This is a genomic window from Prescottella defluvii, from assembly GCF_000738775.1.
GTDB classification, from domain to species: Bacteria; Actinomycetota; Actinomycetes; order Mycobacteriales; family Mycobacteriaceae; genus Prescottella; species Prescottella defluvii.
Map to the genome: position 1 here is coordinate 1 of NZ_JPOC01000063.1, position 25299 is coordinate 25299.

Here is a 25299-nt window from a genome sequence, read left to right on the forward strand (position 1 = left end):
CCGGCGGGGTGGGGAAACAAACGGTGAACGAGCGGATAACGGCAGTTCTCGGGCCTGTGACGTGCAAGAAAACCGTCACACCCGGGTTCGGCAGCCGGTGTGCCGAACGTACGATTCACGTGTGACTGTTGTTCAGGCCGTAATGCTGGCCGTCGCGACCGCCATCGTCGGTTGCATCGTCGGCGGCGTGGTCGTTCCCCGGCTCGGCTCCCGTCACGCCCGGCGACAACAAGCCCAGGCGGGGCTGACTCTCTCGCAGGTCCTCGACCTCATCGTTCTCAGCTCCGAGAGTGGCATCGCCGTCGTCGACAAGTTCAACGACGTGGTGCTGTTCAACCCGCGTGCCGAGGAACTCGGGCTGGTCCGGAACCGCATGATCGACGACCGGGCGTGGGTCGCGGCCACCGAAGTGTTCGAGACCGGTGAAGCCGTCGACCTGGACCTCACCACCCGCACCCCGCAGCGCGGTCGGGACAAGATGGCGGTGCGGGGCATCGCCCGGCTGCTGAGCGAGGAGGACCGCCGCTTCGTCGTGGTGTTCGCCGACGACGACTCCGAGCAGGTCCGCATGGAGGCCACCCGCCGCGACTTCGTCGCCAACGTCTCTCACGAACTCAAGACGCCGGTCGGGGCGATGGGCCTGCTCGCGGAGGCACTGCTCGAGTCCGCCGACGACCCCGAGTCGGTGCGCTACTTCGGGCAGCGCGTCCTCAGCGAATCGCACCGCCTCGGCAACATGGTCACCGAACTGATCGCGCTGTCCCGACTCCAGGGCGCCGAGAAGCTGCCCGACCTCGAGGTGGTCGACGTCGACGACGTCATCGCCGAGGCCCTGCGCCGCTCGACCGTCGCCGCGGAGGCCGCCGAGATCACCGTCGAGACCGACGCCCCGAGCGGCCTCGAGGTGATGGGCGACCGGACGCTGCTCGTGACAGCGCTGTCCAACCTCGTGCAGAACGCCATCGTGTACTCCCCGAAGGGCACCTCGGTCTCGATCAGCCGCTCGGTCCGCGGCGACAACGTCGCCATCTCCGTCACCGACCGCGGCATCGGCATCGCCAAGGAGGACCAGGAGCGGGTGTTCGAACGGTTCTTCCGCGTCGACAAGGCCCGTTCCCGGGCCACCGGCGGCACCGGGCTGGGATTGGCGATCGTCAAGCACGTCGCGGCCAACCACAACGGTTCCATCGACCTGTGGAGCCGGCCCGGCACCGGATCGACCTTCACGCTGCAGATTCCCGCGCACTTCGAGTCGGCACCCGCCGACTCCGCCGACATCGCCGAGCCCGGCGACACCCGCAACCCCGCAATGATCGAGAAGAAAGCCGCGTCGTGAGCCGACGCGGCACGAGTCTGGAGGCCAACCGTTGACGAGTGTGCTGATCGTGGAGGACGAGGAGTCGCTGGCCGATCCCCTGGCGTTCCTGCTGCGCAAGGAAGGTTTCGAGACCACCGTCGTCGGTGACGGACCGTCCGCGCTGGCCGAGTTCGAACGCTCCGGCGCCGACATCGTCCTGCTCGATGTCATGCTGCCCGGAATGAGCGGGACCGATGTGTGCAAGCAGTTGCGCGCCAAGTCGTCGGTCCCCGTCATCATGGTCACCGCCCGCGACAGCGAGATCGACAAGGTCGTCGGGCTCGAACTCGGCGCCGACGACTACGTCACCAAGCCGTACTCCGCCCGCGAACTCATCGCGCGCATCCGCGCGGTGCTGCGCCGCGGCACCGACGCGGAGACCGAGACCGGCCCCGACGACGGCGTCCTCGAGGCCGGACCGGTGCGGATGGATGTCGAACGGCATCTCGTCCACGTGGCCGGTGAGCCGGTGTCGTTGCCGCTCAAGGAGTTCGACCTGCTCGAGTACCTGCTGCGCAACTCGGGCCGGGTCCTCACCCGCGGTCAGTTGATCGACCGGGTGTGGGGCGCCGACTACGTGGGCGACACCAAGACTCTCGACGTCCACGTCAAGCGGCTGCGCGCCAAGATCGAGGCCGACCCCGGCAAGCCGGCACACCTGGTCACCGTCCGCGGGCTGGGGTACAAGCTCGAGGAGTGAGCGCGCCCGCTACGGCCGAATGTCACACGCGTTCAGGCGGGCTGAACGCGTGTGACATTCGACGGGGAAGGGCTTGACGCCTCAGGCCTGCTTCTGCTGCGCCGCCGTCGTCGCGGGATGGATCGCGATCAGCCCCAGACCCTCCCGACGCCGGCACAGCGACGCCAGTTCGTCGTAGACGGCCTTGCCGAGCAGTTCGGTGAGCTCCGGTGCGTACGACTGCCACACCGGCCGGGTGCCGACGTGCGCGTCGGGGGAGCCGGAGCAATACCACGCCAGGTCCTCGCCGCCCTCGCCCCAGCCGCGCCGGTCGTACTCGGTGACGGTGGTCTCGAGGATCTGCTCGCCGTCCGGCCGGTCGACCCATTCCTGGGTCCGGCGGATCGGCAGCTGCCAGCACACGTCCGGCTTCACCTCGAGCGGTTCGATGCCCTTGCGCAGCGCCATCTTGTGCAGTGCGCACCCGATGCCGCCCTCGAATCCCGGACGGTTCAGGAAGATGCACGCGCCCTTGTAGCGGCGGGTCCGCAGGGCGGGCTCGTCCTCGAGGTCGTCCTCCTCGACGTAACCCTTCTTGCCCAGGCCCTTCTCCATGAGCTGCCAGTCCTCGGGTGTGAGCATCCTCACGGAGGCGTCGAGCTTGTCCCGGTCCTCCTGATCGGACAGGAATGCGCCGTGTGAGCAGCATCCGTCGTCCGGTCGGTCCGCGACCGTGCCCTGGCACGCAGGACTGCCGAAAACGCAGGTCCAGCGCGAAAGGAGCCACGTCAGGTCGGCTTTGATGGTGTGTTCGGAGTTTTCTGGATCGACGAACTGGACCCATTCGCGGGGAAAGTCCAGATCCACTTCTGGTGCGGGCACCAACTTGTCGGAGCCCGTGGTGCTGCCTGCTGTCACAGTGCCCGACGGTAGACCCAGTACCGTAACCGTGTGCGCCTTGGGGTACTAGATGTCGGAAGCAACACCGTCCACCTGCTCGTGGTGGACGCTCATCGTGGTGGGCACCCCACGCCGATGAGTTCAACGAAAGCGACCCTGCGGCTTGCCGAGAACACCGACGAGCGTGGTGACATCACGTCCGTGGGTGCCGACCGTTTGGTCACCACCGTCAACGACTTCGCGGGAATCGCCCGGTCGTCGGGTTGCGGTGAGCTGATGGCCTTCGCGACGTCCGCGGTGCGCGACGCCAACAACTCCGAGGCGGTCCTGTCCCGCGTGCGCGCCGAGACCGGCGTGAACCTCGAGGTCCTCTCGGGTGTCGACGAGGCGCGGTTGACGTTCCTGGCGGTCCGCCGCTGGTACGGGTGGAGCGCCGGACGCATCCTCAACATCGACATCGGTGGCGGCTCGCTCGAACTCACGTGCGGTGGCGACGAGGACCCCGACACCGCGTTCTCCCTCCAGCTGGGGGCCGGACGGCTGACCCGCGACTGGTTGCAGGAGGACCCGCCCGGCAAGCGACGCGTCGCGGTCCTGCGCGACTGGCTCGATGCCGAACTGGCCGCCCCCGCCAAGCAGCTGCGTGCCGCGGGCGACCCGGACCGCTGCGTCGGCACGTCGAAGACGTTCCGGTCACTGGCCCGGCTCACCGGCGCCGCACCTTCCGCCGCAGGTCCGCGCGTTACCCGGACCCTCACCTCGAGCGGCCTACGCCAGCTGATCGCCTTCATTTCGAGGATGACCGCGGCGGACCGTGCAGAATTGGAGGGCGTGAGTTCCGACCGCTCTCAGCAGATCGTGGCCGGAGCTCTCGTTGCGGAGGCCAGCATGCGCGCACTCGGAGTCGACACGCTCGAAATTTGCCCGTGGGCACTGCGTGAGGGTCTGATTCTTCGCAAGCTCGATACAGACATGGGTGGAGAACTGGTGGTGAGCGCTCGATGACGGAGCCCGAAGGTGACAGCCAAGCAATCTCGGTTGCGGAGCTGTTGGCCCGTAACGGCCAGCGAGTCGGTGCCGGCGGCGGCGGCCGACGCCGCCGTGGCGTCAAGGGAGGCATCTCCGTCGCCGAACTGACCGGCGAATTCCCGGCGGTCCGCAACGGCCGCGCCGGCGAATCCGACGAGTCCGGCGAGCCCGCCGAACAGGCAGCGACGCCCGCGACGCCCGCGACCCCGGCCGTCGCGCAGACCGCGGCGCCGGACGCCACGGCGTTGTTCACCCTCTCCGACGCGGATGCACAGGACGACGCAGATGCGGGAGCCGCCGCGAAGGCCACCCCGGCCAACTCGGTCAAGCCGGCGCCGGTGAAGCCGGTTCCGGTCAAGCCGGCCGTGGTGAAGCCGGCCGTGGTGAAGCCGGCCGTGGTGAAGCCGGCTCTGGTGAAGCAAGCGCCGGTCAAGCCGGCTCCGGTCAAGTCGGCTCCGGTCGATGACGCGCCGACCGTCGTCGCGCCGGCCGTGCGGGATGCCGGTCCCACCGGTCGGGACACGAACTCGGGCTGGCGATCGGTGACGTCGCCGACGGTGACCGAGCCGAGCCCGCAGCCCGAGCCCAGGCTCCTGTCGGGTCAGACCCTCGCCGGTGACCTGATGCGTCAGGGCAACGACCGGACCGAGACCGGCCGGGACACTGACCCGGAAGCCGACCTCGAGGACCTCGAAAACTTCGAAGACCCCGAGAACCCCGAGAACTTCGATGACCTCGATGGCGTCGATGACCTCGACGACGAGCCCGAGGTCAGCGGAGCCAAGCAGTGGGCGGTGTTGCTGGGGCAGGGCGCGGTCGCGTTGGTCGCCGGCGCGCTGATGTTCAAGGGCTTCGAGAAGCTGTGGGACATGCTGCCGATGGTGGCGCTGGTGCTCGCGGTCCTGGTGATCGTCGGCCTGGTCGCGATGGTGCGGATCCTGCGCCGGACCGACGACATCACGAGCCTGGTGATCGCGGTCGTCGCGGGTGTGTTCGTCACCCTGGGCCCACTCGCCTTCCTCCTCGGCACGAGCTGACCGGACGCCGGCAAAGGGGACGTCGTGGGGAGACCAGAGATGGCTGATCGGAAGATCCTCGTCGGGTTGTCCACGGCCTCGGTCTATCCCGAGAACACCGAGGCGGCGTTTCGGTATGCGGCCGAGGTCGGCTACGACGGTGTCGAGCTGATGGTGTGGGCCGAATCGGTCAGCCAGGACGTTTCTGCGGTCCAGCGCCTGGTGCGCAAGTACGCGGTGCCCGTGCAGGCGGTGCATGTGCCGTGCCTGCTGATCTCGCAGCGCGTGTGGGGTGCCGACCCGGTCGCCAAGCTGGACCGCTCCGTCGCGACGGCGGAGGCGTTGGGCGCGTCGAACGTGGTGGTGCACCCGCCGTTCCGTTGGCAGCGGCGCTACGCCGACGGCTTCGCCGATCAGGTCGCGGGTCTCGAGGAGAAGACCGGCGCCGTGGTGGCGGTGGAGAACATGTTCCCGATGCGCGCCGACAGCTTCTTCGGCGGCCGGGAGAAGTCGGCGGAGCGGCTGCGGCGACGCGGGGGGCCGGGCGCGGCGCTGTCGGCGTTCAGCCCGTCGTACGACCCCACCGACTCCGATCACCGGCACTACACGCTGGACCTGTCCCACACCGCAACCGCGGGCATGGACGCGATGGATCTCGCGAACCGGATGGGCCGCGGTCTGGCCCACCTGCACCTGGCGGACGGTCGGGGCGCCTCGATCGATGAGCACCTCATTCCCGGGCACGGAAGCCAGCCCTGCGTCGAGGTGTGCCGGCATCTCGTCGACAGCGGGTTCACCGGGCAGGCCGTCATCGAGATCAACACCCAGAACGCGCGCACCCGGTCCGAGCGTGCGGCGATGCTGGGGCAGGCGCTGAGCTTCGCGCGCGAACACCTCCGTCGCTGACCCCACCCGATCTCTACAGCGCGGACACTCCCGCGCCGATCACGGTGATCCCCGAGATGACCAGCCCCACCGCGAGGCAGGCCGCACCGACCCAGATCGACGCGAGCATCGGGCCGGGTTTCGCCGGGTCGCGTCCGAGGACGGACAGGAAGAACCCGGCGGGAATGAAGATCGCGGACATCAGCACGGCGATCGCGCCGGTCGCTGCCCAGCCGGGACTCGCGTCGACCACCGCGGTCAGGGTCGCGAGCACCAGGCCGAGCGTGACGAGGACGCCCGCGTGCGCATGACCCGCCCTGAAGAAGCTCTTCTGCAGGTCGTTGGCGCCCTGATGCCCGGTGAGGATGCGGAGCAGGAACGCTCCGCCGGAGGCGATGCCGACCACCGTGAGCACGGTGACGCCGACGACGATCGTGAGAACGGGATCCATGGTGAGCTCCTCGCGTGCGGTAGGCTCGAACCGAGATTGGATAGTTGAACTATCCAAGGTGGTTCCCATCGTCGACCCCGCAGCTGGGGGTGTCAAGGGGTCTCAAGAGGTGTCACGAGTCGACGCGAGCAGGAGTGGTGGGATGCGAGTCTCCGAACTGGTCGCCGTCAGTGGCGTGCCCCTCCCGACCGTCAAGTACTACCTCCGTGAGGGTCTGCTCATGCCCGGTGCGGCGAGCAGTGCGACACAGGCCGAGTACGGCGAACAGCATGTGCGGCGGTTGGCGCTCATCAAGGCACTCGCCGGTGTCGGTCTGCCGCTCGGCAAGATCCGCACCGTCGTCGGCCTTGTCGACCGGCCCGCCGACACCGTCTTCGCCACCGTCGGACGCGCGCTCGCCGCGTTGCCGCCGTATCCGGTCGAACCGGCCGCACCAGCGGACGACTACCCGCGCGCCCGCGCCGTGCTCGAACGGCTCGGGCAGGTCTACGACCCGTCGTATCCCGCTGTCGCGCAACTGGACCGGGCCCTCGCGGCCGCCGAGGACGTCGGCATTCCCATGACCGACGAACGCCTCGACGCGTACGGCCGACACATTCGCGGGATCGCCGAGGTGGACCTCGCACTGATGCCCACCGACTCCGTCGAATCCGCCGTGGAATACGCCGTCCTCGGCACCGCGATCTACGAACCCGTGCTCGCCGCACTGCGCCGGCTCGCGCACCAGGACATCGGTGCCGCGACGTTCGCGGACCGCACCTTCGCCGACTTCACCGACTACACCGACCCCGACAGACAGGACGACCAGTGACCCCCGACAACGCCGTCTCCGCCCACCCGTTCCGGGACCTCACCACCGTCACCCTCCAAGGCGGCGGTCTCGACGGGCCCGCCGGTCGGTACGGCGCCCACATCGACCCGATCTGGACCATCGGCCCCAAGGTGCACGGCGGCTGCATGATGGCGCTGTGCGCGTCGGCCGCACGGCACGAACTGATCCGGACGGCGCCAGACGGTATGCCCGTCGACCCGGCGGTCGCGCCGCTCGCCGTCAGTGCCAACTACCTCACGGCCCCGGACCCGGGCGACGTCGACCTGGTGGCGACCGTGCGCAAGCGGGGACGGCAGGTCTCGCTCGTCGACGTCGAGCTGTCGCAGGCCGGTCGGCCCGCGGTGCACGCGGCGGTGACGCTCGGGGTGCCGGACGCGGGGGAGCCGCACTACGCCGAGGTGCAGTCGCTCGCACAGCTGCCGGCCGAACCGACGGCCGAGGCGCACGTGCTCTCCAAGGACCATCCGATGGCCCAGATCGTGCACGTCTCGCAGGGGAGCGATCTGCGGGTCGACGGCTCGTCGGCCCACTTCCTGAGCGGGAAGCAGGGCGAGCCGCAGGTCCGGATGTGGGCGCGGCCGTGGGCCGAGGACGAGGCGGATCCGGCCACCGCGGCGCTGTTCGCGATCATGACCGGCGACATCTGTGCGCCGGTGACGATGAACCGCGGCATGTTCGGGTGGGCGCCCACCGTCCAGCTGACGACGTATCTGCGCCGCCGGCCGGCCCCGGGCTGGCTGCGGGTCATGGCGAGCTCGACGGTGCTGGGCGACACGTGGTTCGAGGAGGACCACACCGTCCTCGACTCCACCGGTGCCGTCGTGGTGCAGAGCCGTCAGCTGGCCATGATTCCGAAATAGGCGCCAGGGCACCCGTGCGAACAGGCGCCAGGGCACCCGTGCGCACTTCGGGCAGTACCGACTACCGGAAAAGCGCACAGGCACGGAGTGCCTAAGCTGTCCGCATGACGAGAATTGCGGTGATCGGTGGCGGCAAGATCGGTGAGGCCCTGATCTCTGGACTGTTGCAGGGTGGTCACGCGACCCGGGACCTGGTTGTCGCCGAGCCGTACGAGCCGCGCGCGGCGGAGCTGGCGGCGACTTACTCGATCCGGGTCACCACGATCGAGGACGCGGCCGAGGGTGCCGATGTGATCGTCGTGGCGGTCAAGCCGGCGGACGTCGACTCGGTCCTGGCGGCGCTGACCAAGGTCGACCTCGACGGCGAGCTGGAGCAGCTGCTGGTCTCCCTGGCCGCGGGCATCCCCACGTCGCGGTACGAGGTGAAGCTGCCGGCCGGGTTCCCGGTCGTCCGGGTCATGCCGAACACCCCCATGCTGGTCGGACAGGGGGCCAGCGTCATCGCTCCGGGCCGCCACGTCAAGGCCGGGCATCTGGATCTGGTGCGCAGCATGCTCGCGTCCGTCGGCACGGTCACGACCGTTCCCGAGTCGCAGATCGACGCGGTGACCGCGGTGTCCGGCTCCGGTCCCGCGTACTTCTTCCTGGTCGTCGAGGCGATGATCGATGCCGGTGTCGCGTTGGGTCTCACCCGGGCGACCGCGCGCGAACTCGTGGTGCAGACGATGGTGGGTTCGGCCGCCATGCTCGACCAGTCGGGTGAGAGTGCCACCGAGCTCCGTGCGGCCGTCACATCGCCGGGTGGCACCACCGCCGCGGCGGTGAAGGAACTCGAGCGGGGCGGTCTCCGGACGGCCTTCTACGACGCCCTCACGGCGGCTCGTGACCGTTCGGCCGAACTCGGGGTGACTCCCGAATAGATCGCAATCAGCGATCTTGTTTGTAACACCCGTCGCATCAACCTCTCTGGTCCCGCTAAGCTCGTGTCAGCACGTGCGTGTCTGTTCCGCCGGAGGGGAAGCCGGCGGCGCGACATGTGCCGGAGGTAAGTGGACAGATGGGATCCCCTGAAAACCAAGCAAAGCCGGCCAAGTCAGACAAGTCCGGCAAGCAAGACAGCCCCGGTAGCGCAAGTCTCGCCGGGACGCAGTTCCTCACCGTCGCGGAGGTCGCGACGTTGATGAGGGTTTCGAAGATGACCGTGTATCGACTGGTGCACAGCGGTGAACTCCCCGCAGTTCGTGTGGGGCGGTCCTTCCGTGTGCACGCCAAGGCCGTGCACGATTATCTGGAGACCTCGTATTTCGACGCCGGCTGACCTGCCGGAATCGATAGGGTGAGCCTCGGTTTTCATCGAGCTCACCCGCCCCGGTACGATCGTGAGTCGTCGTACCAGCCAGCCGGTGTCGTCAGGCGCTGGGGTCGTGAAAGCGGCCAGTGGCAACGAGGCCTCAGCGCCAGAGGAAGACACAGGCGTACGTGACCGGCGTGCGCTGAACGCTATAGAAGACTGTGAGGGACACCCACCATGGGTTCAGTGATCAAGAAGCGCCGCAAGCGCATGTCGAAGAAGAAGCACCGCAAGCTGCTCCGTCGCACGCGCGTCCAGCGTCGGAAGCTCGGCAAGTAAGCCGATAGAGGCTCTTGCGCCCGGATGCCCGTCACCGTCATGGTGGCGGGCATCCGCGCATTTCGGGCACGTCGTGTCCGCTGTTCGGGGCAGTCTCCGACGATCGTGTTGCCGGTGCGTAAAGGCTCGAGCGGAACCCTTGTCTCCGGTCGCGGATTCGTTAGGCTCCCCGCAGGGGCGAATGGACGGGGGTACTGGTGAGTCCTGACGAACGGGGTGTGCAGCCACCGAAGGTGGTGCTGGTGACGGGCGCGAGCCGGTTCCCCGGAGGGTTCCTGGTGGCGCGACTGGCTCAGGAGCCGGGGATCGAGCGGGTGATCGCGGTCGACGCCGTCTCTCCGAGCAAGGACATGATGCGCCGGATGGGCCGCGCCGAGTTCGTCCGCGCCGACATTCGGAACCCGCTCATCGGAAAAGTGATCCGTGGGACCGACGTCGACACCGTCGTGCACGCCGCGACCGTCGCCCAGGCGCCCAAGTCTGGCAGCCGGGCCGCGATGAAGGACATGAACGTCATCGGCGCGATGCAGTTGTTCGCGATGTGCCAGAAGGCGCCCTCGGTGCGCAAGGTGGTGCTGCGGTCTGCCTCCGCGGTCTACGGCGGCAGCCCCAAGGACCCCGCCAAGTTCACCGAGGAGATGGGTGCCCGGCGGCCACCGCAGGGCGCGTGGGCGCGGGACTGCATCGAGATCGAGGGCTACGCCCGTGGCCTGGGGCGACGACGCCCGGACATCGGGGTGTCCATCCTGCGCCTGGGACCGTTGATGGGGCCGCGGTTGCACGGCTGGGTGGCGCGGTACCTGTCGTCGCCGATCGTGCCGAGCATCCTGGGCCGCGACGCCCGCATGCAACTGCTGCACGAGGAGGACGCGCTGGCGGCGCTCTGCCGGGCCACCCTCACCGGTCCGGCCGGAACGTTCAACATCGCGGGAGACGGTGCGGTGATGATGTCGCAGGCGATCCGGCGGGCCGGCCGTGTCGAGGTCCCGATGCCGTTCGCGCTGTTCCGTAGCGCCGGGCGCGCGTTGATGGGCTCGCAGATGCGTTCGTTCACGAAGGAACAACTCGACTACTTCCACTTCGGGTGCGGGCTCGACACCAACCGGATGCGGACCGAACTCGGCTTCGAGCCGCGGTGGACGACGATGGAGGCGCTCGACGACTTCGTGCGCGGCACCGGGCTGACCCCGGTGATCCCGACCGAATGGCTGGACCGCGCGGAATCGACCGTGCTCACGCTCGCCGGCGCATCGGGCGGGGCCGGACGGCACGACAGGTGAACGGTGGACCGGATGGCCAGGGGGCTTTGGTGAACGAGGTGGCGAAGGTGATCCCGCTGCACGGCGGCTCGGGCCCACGTCCGTCGTCGGCCCGCGTGACGAATCGGCCTCCGCGCCCGTCCGGCGATCGGGGATTCACGCCGCCGGGCGAGCAGGTCCGTGGAATCGGCACCGGTGAGAACGGTGCCGGAGCCACCGAGCACGACGGCAGCCCACTGCTCGACGGTCTGCGCGATCGCCTCGTGGGGCAGGTGACCGGTGCCGCCGGGTTCGTCCGCCGCCGGCTGGCGGGGGACTACGAGGTGGACGAGTTCGGCTACGACCCGCACTTCGCCGACGGCGTCTTCCTGCCCGCGCTGCGACCGCTGTTCGAGAAGTGGTTCCGCGTCGAGGTCCGCGGCGTCGAGAACATCCCGGACACGGGCGGTGCGCTGGTGGTGGCCAACCACGCCGGCGTGATCCCGATCGACGCCCTGATGGCCTCGGTCGCGGTGCACGATCACCACCCGCGGCACCGGGCGCTGCGGATGCTCGCCGCCGATCTGGCGTTCGAGATGCCCGTCGTCGGCAACATCGCCCGCAAGGCCGGGCACACCCTGGCCTGCCACCCCGACGCCGAGCGCCTACTGCACAGCGGTGAGGTGGCCGCGGTGTTCCCGGAGGGCTACAAGGGCATCGGGAAGCCGTTCTCCGAGCGCTACAAGCTGCAGCGGTTCGGGCGCGGCGGATTCGTCTCCGCCGCGATGCGCGCCGGCGCGCCGATCATCCCGTGCTCGATCGTGGGATCGGAGGAGATCTACCCGAAGATCGGCGACATCGCCCCGCTCGCCCGGCTGCTGAACATGCCGTACTTCCCGGTGACGCCGCTGTTCCCGCACCTGGGGCCGTTGGGACTCGTGCCGCTGCCGTCCAAGTGGTACATCGAGTTCGGGACACCGATCGTCACCGACACCTACGACGTCGCCGAGGCCGACGACCCGATGGTGCTGTTCGAGGTCACCGACCACGTCCGCGAGACGATCCAGCAGACCCTCTACCGCTTGCTGGCGCAGCGCCGCAACGTCTTCATGGGCTGAACCCGCCCCGCATCCCGGCGGGCGGCGAGTTCGGCGAGCAGGACCCGGTCACGTCGACGGCTGAGGATCGCCCCGACCGCACCGCCGACGGCACCGAGCAGCAGCGCGGTCGGCACCCCGATCTTCGCGGCCTTGCGTCCGGTGCGGAAGTCACGCACGTCCCAGCCGCGGTTGCGCGCCAGCTCACGCAGGTCGGCGTCGGGGTTGACGGCCACCGCGGTGCCGACGAGGGAGAGCATCGGAACATCGTTGTAGCTGTCGGAGTACGCCGTGCAGCGCTTGAGGTTGAGACCCTCGCGGACCGCGAGCGTGCGCACCGCGTGCGCCTTCCCGAGACCGTGCAGGATGTCGCCGACGAGGCGGCCCGTGAACACGCCGTCCTTGCTTTCGGCGACGGTGCCCAGAGCGCCGGTCAGGCCCAGCCGCTTGGCGATCACCTGCGCCAGTTCGACGGGGGTGGCCGTCACGAGCCACACCTGCTGGCCCGCGTCGAGATGCATCTGCGCGAGCGCGCGGGTGCCGTCCCAGATCTTGTCGGCGATGACCTCGTCGTAAATCTCCTCACCGAGACGGGCGAGTTCGGCGGTGGAGCGGCCGGCGACGAACGACAGCGCCTTCTCCCGGCCCTCCGCGACGTCGTCGCTGTTCTCCTTGCCGGTGACCCGGAACTTGACCTGCTTCCACGCGAAGTCGACCAGGTCGGAGGTCCGCAGATACTTGCGGGCCGCGAGGCCGCGGGCGAAGTGGATGATCGAGGCGCCCTGCACCATCGTGTTGTCGACGTCGAAGAACGCGGCGGCGGTGAGATCGCGGGGGACGACCGTCTCCACCGGCGGTTCGGGTGTCTCGGGAACCCCGGGAGCTTCGAGTGCTCCGAGCTCTTCGGACTCCCGCAGGGCCTCGGCGACCTGGAGGGCCTGGGCTTCCTGCAGGGCGTCGGCCTCCTGCAGGGCGAGGGCGGCGTCGGCGCTGGCCTCGCCGGCGAGGCTGGCGCGCAGTTCGGCCTCGCTCGGACCCAGCAGATTCCGGATCCGACGGCGGCCGGGGCGCAGAATCCCGGACAGGCCCACACCGAATCTCGCGCCGATCGGCAGTGATCGCCCAGGCACTCGCACCTCCTGTGTCGCAGACACCTCCGGCTCACCCTAGCCCGCGTGCGGGCCTCGATCCCGTCGGATCGGGGCCGGGCCGGTGGTGTGTGATGTTCGTCTCGAAACGGAACGGTCCGCGCAGCGGCGTCGGGCGGGCCGTCGGGCGGGTCGATCGCGCGTTGGGGAACACTGGTGTGTATGGATCAGCCGCGAAACCGGATCACACTTCTCACCCGCGTCGGCTGCGGTGCGTGCGCACCCGCCCGGGACCTGTTGGACGAGATCTGCCGCGAGTTCGAACTCGAACTGACCTGCATCGACGTGGACCAGGCTGCGGCCGACGATCCCGATTTGCGGGCCGAATACGGGGACCGGTTGCCCGTCGTCCTGCTCGACGGGAAGGAGCACAGCTACTGGGAGGTTGACGTGGAACGGCTCCGCGCGGATCTCGCCGCGGGCTGACATCGCCCCGGCGGAAGCCGGGTGAGCGGGCGAGTGGGAAGGGTCACCCCGGAGCGAGGGATCCGGTCGCTTTGCAGGTGAGAGCACGTCCGGGGCCCGTCGAGCAACTTTGTGCATGGCTTCACAAGCGGTTACCGTGGTGTGAACAAACGCCCCGGACCTGTGCGAAGGCCGGGGTACGCGGCCGGCCGGACGAGGAGCCATCGACGTGACCGAACAGCACCAGGCGCAGGGGGCAGTTGCCCGCGGCGTCGCCGGGGCTGCTCCCTCCGCGCCACAGCACCGGGACATTCCCCAGGCTACGGTGACGCGTCTCGCAACGTACCTGCGGGTCCTCGGAGTGCTCGCCGACGAGGGTGCTCTCATCGTCTCGAGCGAGGAACTCGCCACGGCGTCCGGTGTCGGATCGGCCAAGCTGCGCAAGGATTTGTCGTTCCTGGGCCCCAACGGTGTTCGCGGTGTCGGCTACGACGTGACCCGACTGCGGGCGCGCATCGAATCGGCGCTGGGCCTCGACCGGGGCCACCGCGTGGTCCTGGTCGGCATCGGCAATCTCGGTCGTGCGCTCGCCGGTTACGGCGGCTTCGACCGGCGCGGCTTCTCGATGGTGGGGCTGTTCGATCGGGACCCCGACGTCGTCGGTGCCCGGGTGGGCGATCTCGTGGTCCGCGACGTCGCCGAACTCGCCGACGCGTGCCGCGAACTCGAGGTGACGATCGGTGTCATCGCCACCCCGGACGACGCCGCGCAGGACGTGTGTGACCTGATGGTCGGCGCCGGTCTCCGCTGCATTCTCAGCTTCTCTCCACTCGCGCTGGAGATCCCCGACCACGTGGAGATGCGTCGGGTCGATCTCGCCATGGAGATGCAGGTTCTGTCGTTCAACATGGCCCGCAACGAGGAGCAGTTTCCTCAGCAGGTTGCCGCCGCATCCGCGGCGGTCGCGCTTCGACCAGAAACGGATCGGTGATCAGGCCGTGAGTGTGCTTCTCGTCGGGATCTCGCACCGTAGCGCTCCCGTCTCCGTCCTCGAGCGGATAGCGGTCACCGACACGGACCGCCCGAAGCTGACGGACAAGATGCTGGCGTCGGCGCACGTCTCGGAGGCGATGATCGTCTCGACGTGCAACCGCATCGAGATCTACGCGGTCGTGGATGCGTTCCACGGTGCGCTCACCGAGATCGGCGATCTGCTCAGCGAGCATTCCGGTCTCGACATCGCCGATCTACACAAGCACGCCTACGTCCGCTACAGCGAGGCGGCCGCCGAGCACCTGTTCGCGGTCGCCAGCGGCCTCGACTCGATGGTCATCGGTGAGCAGCAGATCCTCGGGCAGATCCGCGCCGCGTACGCCGCGTCCGATGCGCAGCAGGCCGCCGGGCGTGCGCTGCACGAACTGGCGCAGCAGGCACTGCGGGTCGGCAAGCGCGTGCATTCCGAGACCGGGATCGACGCCGCCGGTGCCTCCGTGGTGTCCGTCGCCCTCGACCGCGCCGCCGGGATCCTCGGCGTCGGCGGACTGGTCGGCCGCACCGCCGTCGTGGTCGGCGCCGGAGCGATGGGCAGCCTGTCGGTCGCGCACCTCACCCGCGCCGGGATCGGACGCATCCTCGTCGTCAACCGCACCCGTGAGCGGGCCGAGCACCTCGCGGCCACCGCGGTCGGGAACGGCATCGACGCGGTCGCCATGGACTTCGGCGAACTGCCCGCCGCGATGGCGCAGTCCGACGTCCTGGTCACCTGCACCGGTGCGGTGGGCTCCGTCGTCACGCTCGCCGACACCCACATCGCGCTCGCCCGACCGGATCGGGAGCCGGGCCGTCCGCTCGTCATCTGCGACCTGGGCCTGCCCCGCGACGTCGAACCGTCCGTCGCCGGCCTGCCCGAGGTTGTCGTGCTCGACATGGCCGCGCTGCAGCGTGATCCGGCCGCCGGCGCCGCCGCGTCCGACGCCGACGCCGCGCGCGCGATCGTGGCCTCCGAACTGGCCCAGTACCTGGCCTCGCAGCGACTGGCCGAGGTCACCCCGACCGTCACCGCGTTGCGTCAGCGTGCCGCGGAGGTGGTCGAGGCGGAACTGCTGCGACTGGATTCGCGGCTACCGGGTCTGGAGGACCCGCAGCGCGACGAAGTGGCGCGTACCGTCCGCCGGGTCGTCGACAAACTTCTGCACGCACCGACCGTGCGGGTCAAGCAGTTGGCCTCCGCCCCGGGCGGCGATACGTACGCCGCCGCGCTGCGTGAACTGTTCGAGCTGCGCCCGGGTTCGGCGGAGGCCGTCGCCGCGCCGATCGATCTCGGCGACTTCGCCAGCGGCCCCGATGTTTCAGGAAAGGATGCGCAGGCATGAGCACCGACGCTGTCCAGTCGCCGGCCGTCGACCCGACTATCGGCTCGCACACCGACCCCACCACTCGCACTCTGCGGATCGGCACCCGCGGCAGCCTGCTGGCCACGACGCAGGCCGGCCACGTGCGCGACGCGCTGATCGCCGCGGGCCACCCGGCCGAACTGGTGATCATCAAAACCAAGGGCGACGTCACCCCCGGACCGGTGCAGCGCATCGGCGTCGGCGTGTTCGTCGCCGAACTGCGCGAGGCGTTGCAGGCCGGTGAGGTCGATGTCGCGGTGCACTCCTTCAAGGATCTGCCGACCGCGCAGCCCGACGACCTCGTCGTCGCGGCCGTGCCGCCGCGCGAGGATCCGCGTGATGCGCTCGTCGCCCGCGACGGGCTGGTGCTCGGTGAGCTCCCGCCCGGCTCGCGGATCGGCACGTCCGCGCCGCGGCGCCGCGCCCAGCTGCGGGCGCTCGGTCTCGGCCTCGAGATCGAGGAACTGCGCGGCAACATCGACACGCGACTGGGCAAGGTCACCTCCGGTGAGCTCGACGCGATCGTGATCGCCCGTGCCGGCCTGTCCCGCATCGGCCGGACCGATCGCATCACCGAGACGCTCGAGCCCGTGCAGATGCTCCCGGCACCGTCGCAGGGCGCGTTGGCCGTCGAGTGCCGCGCCGACAATCCGGCGCTGATCGCGGTCCTGGGCGAACTCGACGATCCCGCGGCCCGCGCCGCGGTGGTCGCCGAGCGCGCGCTGCTCGCGGAACTCGAGGCGGGCTGCACCGCGCCGGTCGGGGCGATCGCGGAGGTCGTCGAGTCCATCGACGACGACGGCCGCGTGTTCGAGGAACTGTCGGTGCGCGGCTGTGCCGCTGCGATCGACGGCTCCGATGTGATTCGGGCATCCGCAGTGGGATCGCTCGAGCGTGCCGCCGAGTTGGGACGCGCGATTGCGCGGGAACTTCTCGACCTCGGGGCACGCGATTTGATGACGATTGCCGAGGACGGTGATGCGGATGCTTGACGTGGTTGTCCGTCCGGGGCCCTATTGCAGGCCCGATTTCGAACTTGTTTCCTATCGACATGAGACAGCACTGGAGAACTACCGATGAGCCGAGTCCGTAAGAACAGTCCCGGACGAATCCTCTTTGTGGGATCGGGACCCGGTGATCCGGCGCTGCTCACCGTCCGGGCGCACGACGTCCTCGCGTCGGCGGCACTGGCGTTCACCGACCCCGACGTCGACAAGGGCGTGACCGCACTGGTCGGTACCGCGCTCGGACGCGACCCCGAGACCGACGAGCCGATCGCCGAGGTCCGGCCCGCGCTCGGTGAACCCGCCGAGGTCGCCAAGACGCTGGTCGCCGAGGCCAAGAACGGCCACGACGTGGTCCGTCTGGTGTCGGGCGATCCGTTGACCACCGACTCGGTGATCGCCGAGGTCTCCGCCGTCGCGCGGACCCAGGTGGTGTTCGAGGTGCTGCCGGGTCTGCCGTCCGGTTCCGCGGTTCCGAGCTACGCCGGTATGGCGCTGGGCTCGGGCCACACCGAGGCCGACGTGCGCGGCGAGGTCGACTGGGCGGCGCTGGCCGCGGCTCCCGGCCCGCTGGTGCTGCACGCGAGTTCCGCGCACCTGGCCGAGACCGCCAGTGCGCTCGTCGAGCACGGTCTGGCACCGCAGACCCCGGCCGCGATCACCGTCCGCGGCACCACCCGCCAGCAGCGCACCGTCGAGGCAACCCTCGCGACGCTCAACGATGCCGGGTCCGAACTGGTGGGCCCGCTGATCGTCACGGTCGGCAAGGTCGTCGCGCAGCGCAACAAGATGTCGTGGTGGGAGTCTCGCGCCCTGTACGGCTGGACCGTCCTGGTGCCCCGCACCAAGGAGCAGGCCGCCGACATGAGCGACCGTCTCGTCACGCACGGTGCCATCCCGATCGAGGTGCCGACCATAGCGGTCGAGCCGCCGCGCAGCCCCGCCCAGATGGAGCGTTCCGTCAAGGGCCTGGTCGACGGCCGCTACCAGTGGGTGGTGTTCACCTCCACCAACGCGGTGCGTGCCGTGTGGGAGAAGTTCGAGGCGTTCGGGCTGGACGCCCGCGCGTTCTCCGGTGTGAAGATCGCGTGCGTCGGCGAGGCCACGGCCGAGAAGGTGCGCTCGTTCGGCATCACCCCCGAACTGGTGCCGTCCGGTGAGCAGTCCAGCGAGGGCCTGCTGGCCGACTTCCCGCCGTACGACGAGGTGTTCGACCCGGTCAACCGGGTGCTGCTGCCGCGTGCCGACATCGCCACGGAGACCCTCGCCGAGGGCCTGCGTGAGCGTGGCTGGGAGATCGACGACGTCACCGCGTACCGCACCGTGCGGGCCGCGCCGCCGCCGGCCGAGACCCGCGAGATGATCAAGACGGGTGGCTTCGACGCGGTGTGCTTCACGTCGTCGTCGACCGTGCGCAACCTCGTCGGCATCGCCGGCAAGCCGCACGCCCGCACGATCGTCGCGTGCATCGGACCCAAGACGGCGGAGACCGCGATCGAGTTCGGTCTGCGTGTCGACGTCCAGCCGGAGACCGCGCAGATGGGTCCGCTGGTGGAGGCGCTCGCCGAGCACGCGGCCCGGCTTCGTGCCGAGGGCGCGCTGCCGCCTCCGCGCAAGAAGTCCCGCGCCCGCCGCTGATCCACCTCGGGAGAGCCGTGTTTCCAGTTCACCGTCCCCGTCGTCTGCGCGGTACGCCCGCGCTGCGTCGTCTCGTCGCCGAGACATCGCTCGAGCCACGGCATCTCGTGCTCCCGATGTTCGTCGCCGACGGCATCGACGAGCCGCGACCGATCTCGTCGATGCCGGGCGTCGTCCAGCACACGCTGGACTCGCTGCGCGGCGCCGCCACCGATGCGGTGGCGGCCGGGGTCGGCGGGGTGATGCTCTTCGGGGTCCCGCGGGCGGAGGACAAGGACGCCGACGGGTCGGGTGCCACCGACCCGGACGGCATCCTCAACCGGGGTCTCGCCGCGCTGAAGCCCGAACTGGGTGACGCGACGGTCCTGATGGCCGACACGTGCCTCGACGAGTTCACCGCGCACGGGCACTGCGGCGTGCTCACCGCCGACGGCCGCGTCGACAACGACGCGACGCTCGCCCGGTACGTCGACATGGCGGTCGCGCAGGCCGACGCCGGTGCGCACCTGCTCGGCCCCAGCGGCATGATGGACGGCCAGGTCGCCGCGATCCGCAAGGGTCTCGACGCCGCCGGCCACACCGACGTCGGGCAGCTGGCGTACTCGGCGAAGTACGCGTCCGCCTTCTACGGCCCGTTCCGGGAGGCCGTCGGCTCGTCGCTCGAGGGCGACCGCCGCACCTACCAGCAGGATCCGGCGAACCGCCGCGAGTCGCTGCTCGAGGTGGATCTCGACCTCGCCGAGGGCGCCGACCTGGTGATGGTCAAGCCCGCGATGTCGTACCTGGACGTGCTGCGCGAGGTCGCGGACCGCTCGACCGTGCCGGTGGCGGCGTACCAGATCTCCGGGGAGTACGCGATGATCACCGCCGCCGCGCAGAACGGCTGGATCGACCGCGACGCCGCCGTCCTCGAATCGCTGCTGAGCATTCGCCGCGCCGGCGCCGACATCGTCCTCACCTACTGGGCCGCCGAGGCCGCGGGGTGGCTCCGATGACCGGGCAGCCGGGGTCGCAGGATCCCTGGCCGGGCACCCCGCAGTACCCGGCCCCGATGCCGCCCGTCCAGCACCGGGACGGACAGCAGCAGGACGGGCAGAAGCCGGTCCCGACCGACGTGGTCACCGCCTTCCAGTTGTGGTTCGTGGTGGCGGCGCTCGGCATCGTGTACCTGGTGGCGGCCCTGGCCTTCGCTTATGGAGACCGGGACGCCTTCGTCGACCAGGTCGTCGACGAACTGGCCAAGCAGTCGGACACCGTGCTGGCCCGCGCCGACGTCGAGCAACTCTTCGTCTTCGCGATCATCGCCACCGGTGTCTTCCTGAGTGTCGTGCTCACCGGTCTGCTGACCCTGTTCGCCTTCAAGATGCGCAGGGGCAGGAACTGGGCGCGCATGCTGCTCACGATGATCGGCGTGTTCACGGTGTTCTCCGCGATCCCGACGATCTTCGGCATCGGTGCCGGTACCGGTCCCGCGGCGCTGATGATGGGCGGCGCCGGGATTCTCCAGGCCGTCGCGGCGATCGGGGCGATCGTGCTGATGCACCGCAAGGAATCCAACGAGTACTTCCTGAACCTGCCACCTGCACGCTGAGCGGTCGGCGCGACGGCGGTGTGTCTCGGTGACGGGTACTGCGCTCGTCTCGGACCGATTCATGCCGCAGGATGTGAGGGTGAGTGAGTCGACCCCGCGTGTGGTGTCCGTTGCCTACTGGATCTGGGTGCTGTCCGCCGCGGCGATGGTGCTGTTCGGGTTGATCGCGCTGACGACGTCGACCGACGCGATTCGCGGGCAACTCGGCGCCGATGCCGATACGTTCGTATGGCTGCTCCGCGGTGTCGGTGCGGTGTCGGTGATCTTCGGTCTGGCCATCGGTTTCCTGGCCGCGCCGGTGCGTGCGGGGAGCCGGCGTCTGCGGACCGCGGTCGTGGGGTGCTCGTCGGTCTTCGCGCTGGTGGCGATCGCGCTGTCGGCTGTCGGGGTGATCGCGCCGGCACTTCTGGTGATTCCGCTGTTGCTGCTGCTGGCGAGCGTTCTGGTCTATCGGGAGGGTGCGCGTGAGTGGTTCCGTGACGAACGGGCCGATTGAGCCAACCGAGCCGGAGGCGAGCCGTGTCGCCGAGCCGAAGGCGAGCGGTGTGGCCGAGCCGGAGGCGGCGCTGTTCCTCGAGGAGGGTGCGCGTTGGCGGGCGGTGGCCTACGGGCCCGTCTTCTGCGTGATCGCGCTGGTGATCGAGCTGTTCACCGGCCCGGTGGTGCACTGGTTCGCGTTGTCGCTGTTCGCGGTGATCTTGGCGGGCATCGTGTCCGTGCAGGTAACGGCGGCCCGCCGGCACGTGAGCGTGCTGCTGACCGCGACGGCGTTGCGGCAGGGTGCGGAGGAGGTGCCGCTCGACGAGATCGCGGAGGTCCTGCCTGAGGCCGACCCGTATGCCGACGAACCGCAACCCTGGGAGAGCGCGCGGAGCCTGGGAGAGTTGTCCGGGGTGCCGCGGCGTCGGTACGCCGTCGGTCTGCGTCTGCGTGACGGCTCCTACGCGCAGGCGTGGGCGCGCGACGAGGACGGACTGCGTCAGGCGCTGACGGAGGCGCTGGCACAGGTGCAGGGGAGGTCGGCGTGACGCGCCGGGTGCCGGTGGCGGAGGCGGCCGGGGCGTTCGTGGCACTGCTGTCCGCGGTGTGGTGCGCGGCCCGTGGGGTGACCACGCACGTGTTCGAATCGGTTGCTCCGGGTGCGCCGTCGTTCACGTCCGTCCACTACTCGGGATCGTGGATCACGGCGGCGTTCGGGTCGGTGCTCGTCGCGGGTCTGCTGGCGCTCGACGTCCGGCGTCGGCTACGTGCCACCAGGTACCCATAGGGGGTATCATTCGGGGTATGAACGGATACAGCCCGCAGCAGGAAGACCTGCTCAAGCGTCTGCGGCGCATCGAGGGCCAGGTGCAGGGCATCTCGCGCATGATCGCGGACGACCGCTACTGCATCGACGTGCTCACACAGGTGTCCGCGGCCACGTCCGCGTTGCAATCGGTATCGCTCAAGCTGCTCGAGGCGCACCTCGCGGGCTGTGTCGTCGAGGCGGCGAAGAAGGGTGGACCCGAGGCGGACGCCAAGGTCAAGGAAGCGTCCGACGCGATCGCGCGTCTGGTGAAGTCCTGACAGTCTGGTGAAGTCCTGACGACGGTGCGACCCTGACATCAGGAGGTCTGCGATGGAACACACCGACATCGTCGCCGAGGCGGGCGCCGAGCTGGTGCCGTGACCGTCACCGGGCTGCACACCGTCGAACTCGACATCGGCGGCATGACCTGCGCGTCGTGCGCGGCCCGGATCGAACGCAAGCTCGACCGGCTCGACGGTGTCAGTGCCAGCGTCAACTACGCCACCGAGCAGGCCCACGTCGAGTTCCCCGAGTCGATGCCGATGCAGGATCTGATCGACGTCGTCGAGAGGACCGGGTACACCGCGACGATCACCACACCGGAACACCCGGTCCCCGTGGAGGGGCGGGATCTGCTCGGCCTGCGCCTGGTGGTGGCGGTCGTGGCGTCGGTGCCGGTCGTGCTGGTGTCGATGATCCCGCCGCTGCAGTTCGACTACTGGCAGTGGGTGGCGCTGGTGCTCACCACGGTCGTCGTCTTCTGGTGCGGCTACCCGTTCCACCGCGCCGCCGTCGTCACGGCCCGGCACGGCATGTCGACGATGGACACCCTCGTCTCGCTGGGCACGCTCGCCGCCTACGGGTGGTCGCTGTGGGCGCTGCTGTTCGGCACCGCCGGACACATCGGGATGACGCACGAGTTCACGCTGCTGCCCGGCGCGCACGACGCCTCCGGGCAGATCTATCTCGAGGTGGCGGCCGGGGTCACCACGTTCCTCCTCGCCGGCCGGTACGCCGAGGCCCGCGCGAAACGTCGCTCCGGGGCCGCGCTGCGCGCGCTGCTCGAGGTGGGAGCCAAGGACGTCGCGGTGCTGCGGGACGGTGTCGAACGACGAATCCCCGTCGCCGCGTTGCACGTCGGTGATGAGTTCGTGGTGCGGCCGGGGGAGAAGATCGCCACAGACGGACGTGTCGTCGCGGGCGCCTCCGCGGTGGACACCTCGATGCTCACCGGCGAGTCGGTTCCGGTGGAGGTGGCGGTGGGCGGCGCCGTCGCCGGCGGCACCGTCAACACCGACCGGCTGCTGACCGTCCGGGCCGAACGCGTCGGCGCCGACACCCAGTTGGCACACATCGCCCGGCTCGTGACCGAGGCGCAGAGCGGTAAGGCGCACGCGCAGCGTCTCGCGGACCGGGTCTCGGCGGTGTTCGTGCCGGTCGTGCTGGTGATCGCCGCCGGCACGCTCGCGGTCTGGCTGCTGCTGGGGCAGCCGGCGACGGAGGCGTTCACCGCGGCGGTGGCCGTGCTGATCGTCGCGTGTCCGTGCGCTCTCGGCTTGGCCACACCGACGGCACTGCTGGTCGGGACGGGTCGGGGTGCGCAACTGGGCATCCTCATCAAGGGCCCCGAGGTGCTGGAACAGACCCGGCGGATCGAGACGGTGGTGCTGGACAAGACCGGCACCGTCACGACCGGGCGGATGGAACTCGACGACGTCGTCGCGGCCGACGGCGAGGACCGCGCCCGGGTGCTGGCACTGGCCGCGGCGGTCGAGTCCGGGTCGGAGCATCCGGTGGCGCAGGCAATCGTGCGGGCGGTACCGCGACCGCTGCCGGTGACCGGGTTCGTCAACCGCCCGGGCATCGGCGTCGAAGGCATCGTCGACGGGCACGCGGTGCGGGTTGGCCGGGTGCAGGGGCCCGTGCCGGCCGCACTGGAGGGGCGGCTGCCGGAGGGCCGGACCACCGTCGTCGTCTCGTGGGACGACCGTGTCCGCGGCGCCGTGGTCGTCGCCGACGCCGTGAAACCGACCAGCGCCGAGGCGATCCGCGAGATCCGGGCCCTCGGCATGACACCGGTCCTGCTCACCGGCGACGCCGACACCGTCGCCACCGCCGTTGCGCGCGAGGTCGGCATCGACCGGGTGATCGCGGAGGTGCTCCCGGACCAGAAGGCCGACACCGTCGCCCGGCTGCGGGAGGAGGGCGCCGTCGCGATGGTGGGCGACGGTGTCAACGACGCCGCCGCGCTCGCGACCGCGGATGTCGGCATCGCGATGGGCACCGGCACCGATGCCGCCATCGAGGCGAGCGATGTGACGCTGGTCCGCGGGGACCTGCGGTCGGTGCCCGACGCGATCCGGTTGTCGCGCCGCACCCTCGCGACCATCAAGGGAAACCTGTTCTGGGCTTTCGCATACAACGTCGCGGCCATCCCGCTCGCCGCGGCGGGCCTGCTCAACCCGATGATCGCCGGCGCCGCGATGGCACTGTCGTCGCTGTTCGTCGTCGGAAACAGCCTGCGGCTGCGGCGCTTCCGCTGATCTCGGCGACGTGGCGCGAGGGCTCAGTCGGCCTTCGCGGCCTCACCGGGATGCAGCGCGGCCTGCAGTGCCGCGAGGGCGTCCGGGTCGAGGTCGACGCCGTGCAACGTGGCGGCCCAGTCGAAGCCCTCGGTCGACCAGCGATGGACCGAACCGTGCCAGCGGAGGTTCCACGGCTCGTCCGAGCGGGGCCGGCGCGCGAGCATTCCGGACGCGAAGCCGGCGGCCATGGAGGCCTGGAAGGCGCCGGTTTCCTCGTCGAGTGTGTGTAGTTCCTCGATTCGTAGTGGGAGCGGTACGCGAAGGACCGGCAGGGTGTCGGAGATGTTGGTGCGGAACCACTCCCGCTTCCGATCCTGCTCCGCCCGATGCAGCGCCGCGTGTCCGCGGCGGTCCTCGTCGAAGTCGCGGGTCGGGCCGCTCCAGGTGAACAGTTCGGGGTCGATCGGGTCTCCGACGGTGAGTTCGACGTAGCGGACCCAGATCTCGGCAGGGGCGTTCCCGTCGTTCCCGTCGTTGCCGCCCTCACCGACGTTGCCCGACTGGAGCACGGCCCCGGTCTCGCGGTCGACCACCATGCGGAGAAGGCCCGTCTTGCGGGGAGGTGGCAGTAGATCCACGGACCAGCAGTCCCGTCCGAGGAATGCGAGGTCCTCGATCGGTCCGGCGGGGCGGGTGTAGTCCTCGCCGAGCCAGTCGTGCGCGGGCCGGTTGACCAGCAATTCGCTCCCGGTCCCGAGGTAGCGGACACGTTCGGCGGTGCTGCGGAGCGGCGGCTGCCCGGGTTGGTCGAACCGCCAGGCGTTCTCACCGTCGGTGATGAACAGCGGGTGCCCATCGAGGTTCTCGACCCGGACCTTGGAGCGATCGCGCCAGATGCGCACGTCGTCGCCGCCGACCCCGACGAACATCGGTGTCTGTCCCACGTATGCGAAGTTGATCCGCTCGGGTTTGTCGGGTGTCTGCCGAATCACCCCGCGGATCGGCAGGCTCGGCCCGTCGGCCATCGTCACCAGCACCTGTACCCACGCGGTCATCGTTTCCCCCGAATCGTTCAGTTTCACCGAGTACACCCGGTTCGTCCCGTTGCTCCCAAACTACGGGGGAGGGACGGGATCCGCGTGGCGGTCGATCCGCGGCGAGATGCCGGTGACAGATGCGCGGGACTCGCTCATACTTCGGTGATGGCAAACCTGGAAGCGCCGACGAGTGAACAGGCGAGGGTCGTTCGTGCGTGAGCCGAGGTCGAGGTCGGGCGCCGCCCTGGTGATGGCGGTCATCGGGCTGGGCGCGGTGCCGATGGCCTGTGCCGAAC

At 69.8% G+C, this 25299-nt stretch carries 27 protein-coding genes and 1 pseudogene; 24 read left to right on the forward strand and 4 right to left on the reverse strand.

The window, feature by feature from the left end; genetic code table 11:
* Positions 1–121 precede the first annotated feature (121 nt).
* Together IJ15_RS0120290 and IJ15_RS0120295 are read left to right on the forward strand one after the other, a co-directional pair.
* Positions 122–1336 (forward strand): sensor histidine kinase, encoded by a 1215-nt coding sequence (locus IJ15_RS0120290; protein ID WP_051919297.1) that lies wholly within the window; start codon positions 122–124, stop codon positions 1334–1336.
* 31 nt (positions 1337–1367) lie between these two features.
* Positions 1368–2057, forward strand: coding sequence for a response regulator transcription factor (locus IJ15_RS0120295; RefSeq protein WP_031940172.1), 690 nt, complete (start codon positions 1368–1370; stop codon positions 2055–2057).
* Between the two features lie 81 nt (positions 2058–2138).
* On the opposite strand, the gene IJ15_RS0120300 is transcribed toward IJ15_RS0120295, so the two are convergent.
* The gene (locus IJ15_RS0120300) at positions 2139–2954 is read right to left on the reverse strand and encodes a hypothetical protein (RefSeq protein WP_081880842.1); all 816 of its coding nucleotides are present in this window, start codon (positions 2952–2954) and stop codon (positions 2139–2141) included.
* A 33-nt stretch (positions 2955–2987) separates the two neighbouring features.
* Here IJ15_RS0120300 and IJ15_RS0120305 point away from each other — a divergent pair, with 33 nt between their 5' ends.
* The 3 genes from IJ15_RS0120305 to IJ15_RS0120315 are packed head-to-tail and all read left to right on the forward strand — an operon-like array spanning position 2988 to position 5887.
* Entirely contained in the window at positions 2988–3941 is a 954-nt protein-coding gene (locus tag IJ15_RS0120305; protein ID WP_081880843.1) for a Ppx/GppA phosphatase family protein, read from the forward strand.
* The gene (locus IJ15_RS0120310; RefSeq protein ID WP_031940175.1) at positions 3938–5002 is read left to right on the forward strand and encodes a hypothetical protein; all 1065 of its coding nucleotides are present in this window, start codon (positions 3938–3940) and stop codon (positions 5000–5002) included. Before IJ15_RS0120305 ends, IJ15_RS0120310 begins: the two co-directional genes overlap by 4 nt.
* Before the next feature lie 39 nt (positions 5003–5041).
* Entirely contained in the window at positions 5042–5887 is an 846-nt protein-coding gene (locus IJ15_RS0120315) for a sugar phosphate isomerase/epimerase family protein (protein WP_031940176.1), read from the forward strand.
* A 13-nt stretch (positions 5888–5900) separates the two neighbouring features.
* Here IJ15_RS0120315 and IJ15_RS0120320 read toward each other — a convergent pair whose 3' ends face one another.
* Positions 5901–6317 carry a hypothetical protein gene (locus IJ15_RS0120320; RefSeq protein ID WP_031940177.1) on the reverse strand — a complete coding sequence of 139 codons (417 nt, stop codon included), beginning with the start codon at positions 6315–6317 and terminating at the stop codon, positions 5901–5903.
* 142 nt (positions 6318–6459) lie between these two features.
* On the opposite strand from IJ15_RS0120320, the gene IJ15_RS0120325 reads away from it, so the two are divergent.
* From IJ15_RS0120325 to IJ15_RS0120355, 7 genes are all read left to right on the forward strand, one after another.
* A complete protein-coding gene (locus tag IJ15_RS0120325) occupies positions 6460–7128 on the forward strand; it encodes a MerR family transcriptional regulator (protein ID WP_031940178.1) in 669 nt (222 codons plus the stop codon).
* Positions 7125–8009 carry a thioesterase family protein gene (locus tag IJ15_RS0120330; RefSeq protein WP_031940179.1) on the forward strand — a complete coding sequence of 295 codons (885 nt, stop codon included), beginning with the start codon at positions 7125–7127 and terminating at the stop codon, positions 8007–8009. The genes IJ15_RS0120325 and IJ15_RS0120330 overlap by 4 nt, the downstream gene beginning before the upstream one ends.
* Positions 8010–8113: 104 nt before the next feature.
* Entirely contained in the window at positions 8114–8929 is an 816-nt protein-coding gene (gene proC / locus IJ15_RS0120335) for a pyrroline-5-carboxylate reductase (protein WP_031940180.1), read from the forward strand.
* Positions 8930–9066: 137 nt separating this feature from the next.
* Positions 9067–9327 (forward strand): helix-turn-helix domain-containing protein, encoded by a 261-nt coding sequence (locus tag IJ15_RS0120340; protein ID WP_031940181.1) that lies wholly within the window; start codon positions 9067–9069, stop codon positions 9325–9327.
* A gap of 210 nt (positions 9328–9537) precedes the next feature.
* Complete coding sequence (locus tag IJ15_RS25685) at positions 9538–9639, forward strand: 30S ribosomal protein bS22 (protein WP_003402602.1); 102 nt, start codon at positions 9538–9540, stop codon at positions 9637–9639.
* Positions 9640–9857: 218 nt separating this feature from the next.
* Positions 9858–10919 (forward strand): NAD-dependent epimerase/dehydratase family protein, encoded by a 1062-nt coding sequence (locus IJ15_RS0120350; RefSeq protein ID WP_407984098.1) that lies wholly within the window; start codon positions 9858–9860, stop codon positions 10917–10919.
* A gap of 29 nt (positions 10920–10948) precedes the next feature.
* Positions 10949–11995, forward strand: a complete 1047-nt coding sequence (locus IJ15_RS0120355; protein WP_031940183.1) for a lysophospholipid acyltransferase family protein — start codon at positions 10949–10951, stop codon at positions 11993–11995.
* Here the strand turns inward: IJ15_RS0120355 and IJ15_RS0120360 are convergent.
* Positions 11953–13104: an HAD family hydrolase gene (locus tag IJ15_RS0120360; protein WP_031940184.1), complete on the reverse strand. Its 1152-nt coding sequence runs from the start codon at positions 13102–13104 to the stop codon at positions 11953–11955. The genes IJ15_RS0120355 and IJ15_RS0120360 overlap by 43 nt on opposite strands.
* Before the next feature lie 180 nt (positions 13105–13284).
* Between IJ15_RS0120360 and IJ15_RS0120365 the strand changes: the two genes are divergently transcribed.
* The 12 genes and pseudogenes from IJ15_RS0120365 (at position 13285) to IJ15_RS0120420 (ending at position 23984) form a co-directional block, all read left to right on the forward strand.
* A complete protein-coding gene (locus tag IJ15_RS0120365) occupies positions 13285–13548 on the forward strand; it encodes a glutaredoxin family protein (RefSeq protein ID WP_031940185.1) in 264 nt (87 codons plus the stop codon).
* A 208-nt stretch (positions 13549–13756) separates the two neighbouring features.
* A pseudogene (locus tag IJ15_RS0120370) lies at positions 13757–14529 on the forward strand (redox-sensing transcriptional repressor Rex).
* Positions 14526–15899 (forward strand): glutamyl-tRNA reductase, encoded by a 1374-nt coding sequence (locus IJ15_RS0120375; protein WP_031940187.1) that lies wholly within the window; start codon positions 14526–14528, stop codon positions 15897–15899. Before IJ15_RS0120370 ends, IJ15_RS0120375 begins: the two are co-directional and overlap by 4 nt.
* Positions 15896–16912, forward strand: a complete 1017-nt coding sequence (gene hemC / locus IJ15_RS0120380; protein ID WP_231569613.1) for a hydroxymethylbilane synthase — start codon at positions 15896–15898, stop codon at positions 16910–16912. Before IJ15_RS0120375 ends, hemC begins: the two co-directional genes overlap by 4 nt.
* 84 nt (positions 16913–16996) lie before the next feature.
* Positions 16997–18562, forward strand: a complete 1566-nt coding sequence (locus tag IJ15_RS0120385; protein ID WP_031940189.1) for a bifunctional uroporphyrinogen-III C-methyltransferase/uroporphyrinogen-III synthase — start codon at positions 16997–16999, stop codon at positions 18560–18562.
* A 17-nt stretch (positions 18563–18579) separates the two neighbouring features.
* The gene (gene hemB / locus IJ15_RS0120390) at positions 18580–19557 is read left to right on the forward strand and encodes a porphobilinogen synthase (RefSeq protein ID WP_031940190.1); all 978 of its coding nucleotides are present in this window, start codon (positions 18580–18582) and stop codon (positions 19555–19557) included.
* Positions 19554–20153, forward strand: a complete 600-nt coding sequence (locus tag IJ15_RS0120395) for a hypothetical protein (protein ID WP_031940191.1) — start codon at positions 19554–19556, stop codon at positions 20151–20153. Before hemB ends, IJ15_RS0120395 begins: the two co-directional genes overlap by 4 nt.
* Before the next feature lie 79 nt (positions 20154–20232).
* Positions 20233–20649 carry a hypothetical protein gene (locus IJ15_RS0120400; protein ID WP_031940192.1) on the forward strand — a complete coding sequence of 139 codons (417 nt, stop codon included), beginning with the start codon at positions 20233–20235 and terminating at the stop codon, positions 20647–20649.
* Between the two features lie 49 nt (positions 20650–20698).
* Positions 20699–21181, forward strand: coding sequence for a hypothetical protein (locus IJ15_RS0120405; protein WP_031940193.1), 483 nt, complete (start codon positions 20699–20701; stop codon positions 21179–21181).
* On the forward strand, positions 21178–21420 hold the full coding sequence (locus IJ15_RS0120410) for a hypothetical protein (RefSeq protein ID WP_031940194.1): 243 nt from the start codon (positions 21178–21180) through the stop codon (positions 21418–21420). The genes IJ15_RS0120405 and IJ15_RS0120410 overlap by 4 nt, the downstream gene beginning before the upstream one ends.
* Before the next feature lie 17 nt (positions 21421–21437).
* Positions 21438–21719 carry a metal-sensitive transcriptional regulator gene (locus IJ15_RS0120415; RefSeq protein WP_031940195.1) on the forward strand — a complete coding sequence of 94 codons (282 nt, stop codon included), beginning with the start codon at positions 21438–21440 and terminating at the stop codon, positions 21717–21719.
* A 144-nt stretch (positions 21720–21863) separates the two neighbouring features.
* Positions 21864–23984, forward strand: coding sequence for a heavy metal translocating P-type ATPase (locus IJ15_RS0120420; protein WP_081880845.1), 2121 nt, complete (start codon positions 21864–21866; stop codon positions 23982–23984).
* Positions 23985–24007: 23 nt separating this feature from the next.
* Here IJ15_RS0120420 and IJ15_RS0120425 read toward each other — a convergent pair whose 3' ends face one another.
* Positions 24008–25021, reverse strand: a complete 1014-nt coding sequence (locus tag IJ15_RS0120425; RefSeq protein WP_031940197.1) for a hypothetical protein — start codon at positions 25019–25021, stop codon at positions 24008–24010.
* Positions 25022–25299: the final 278 nt, after the last annotated feature.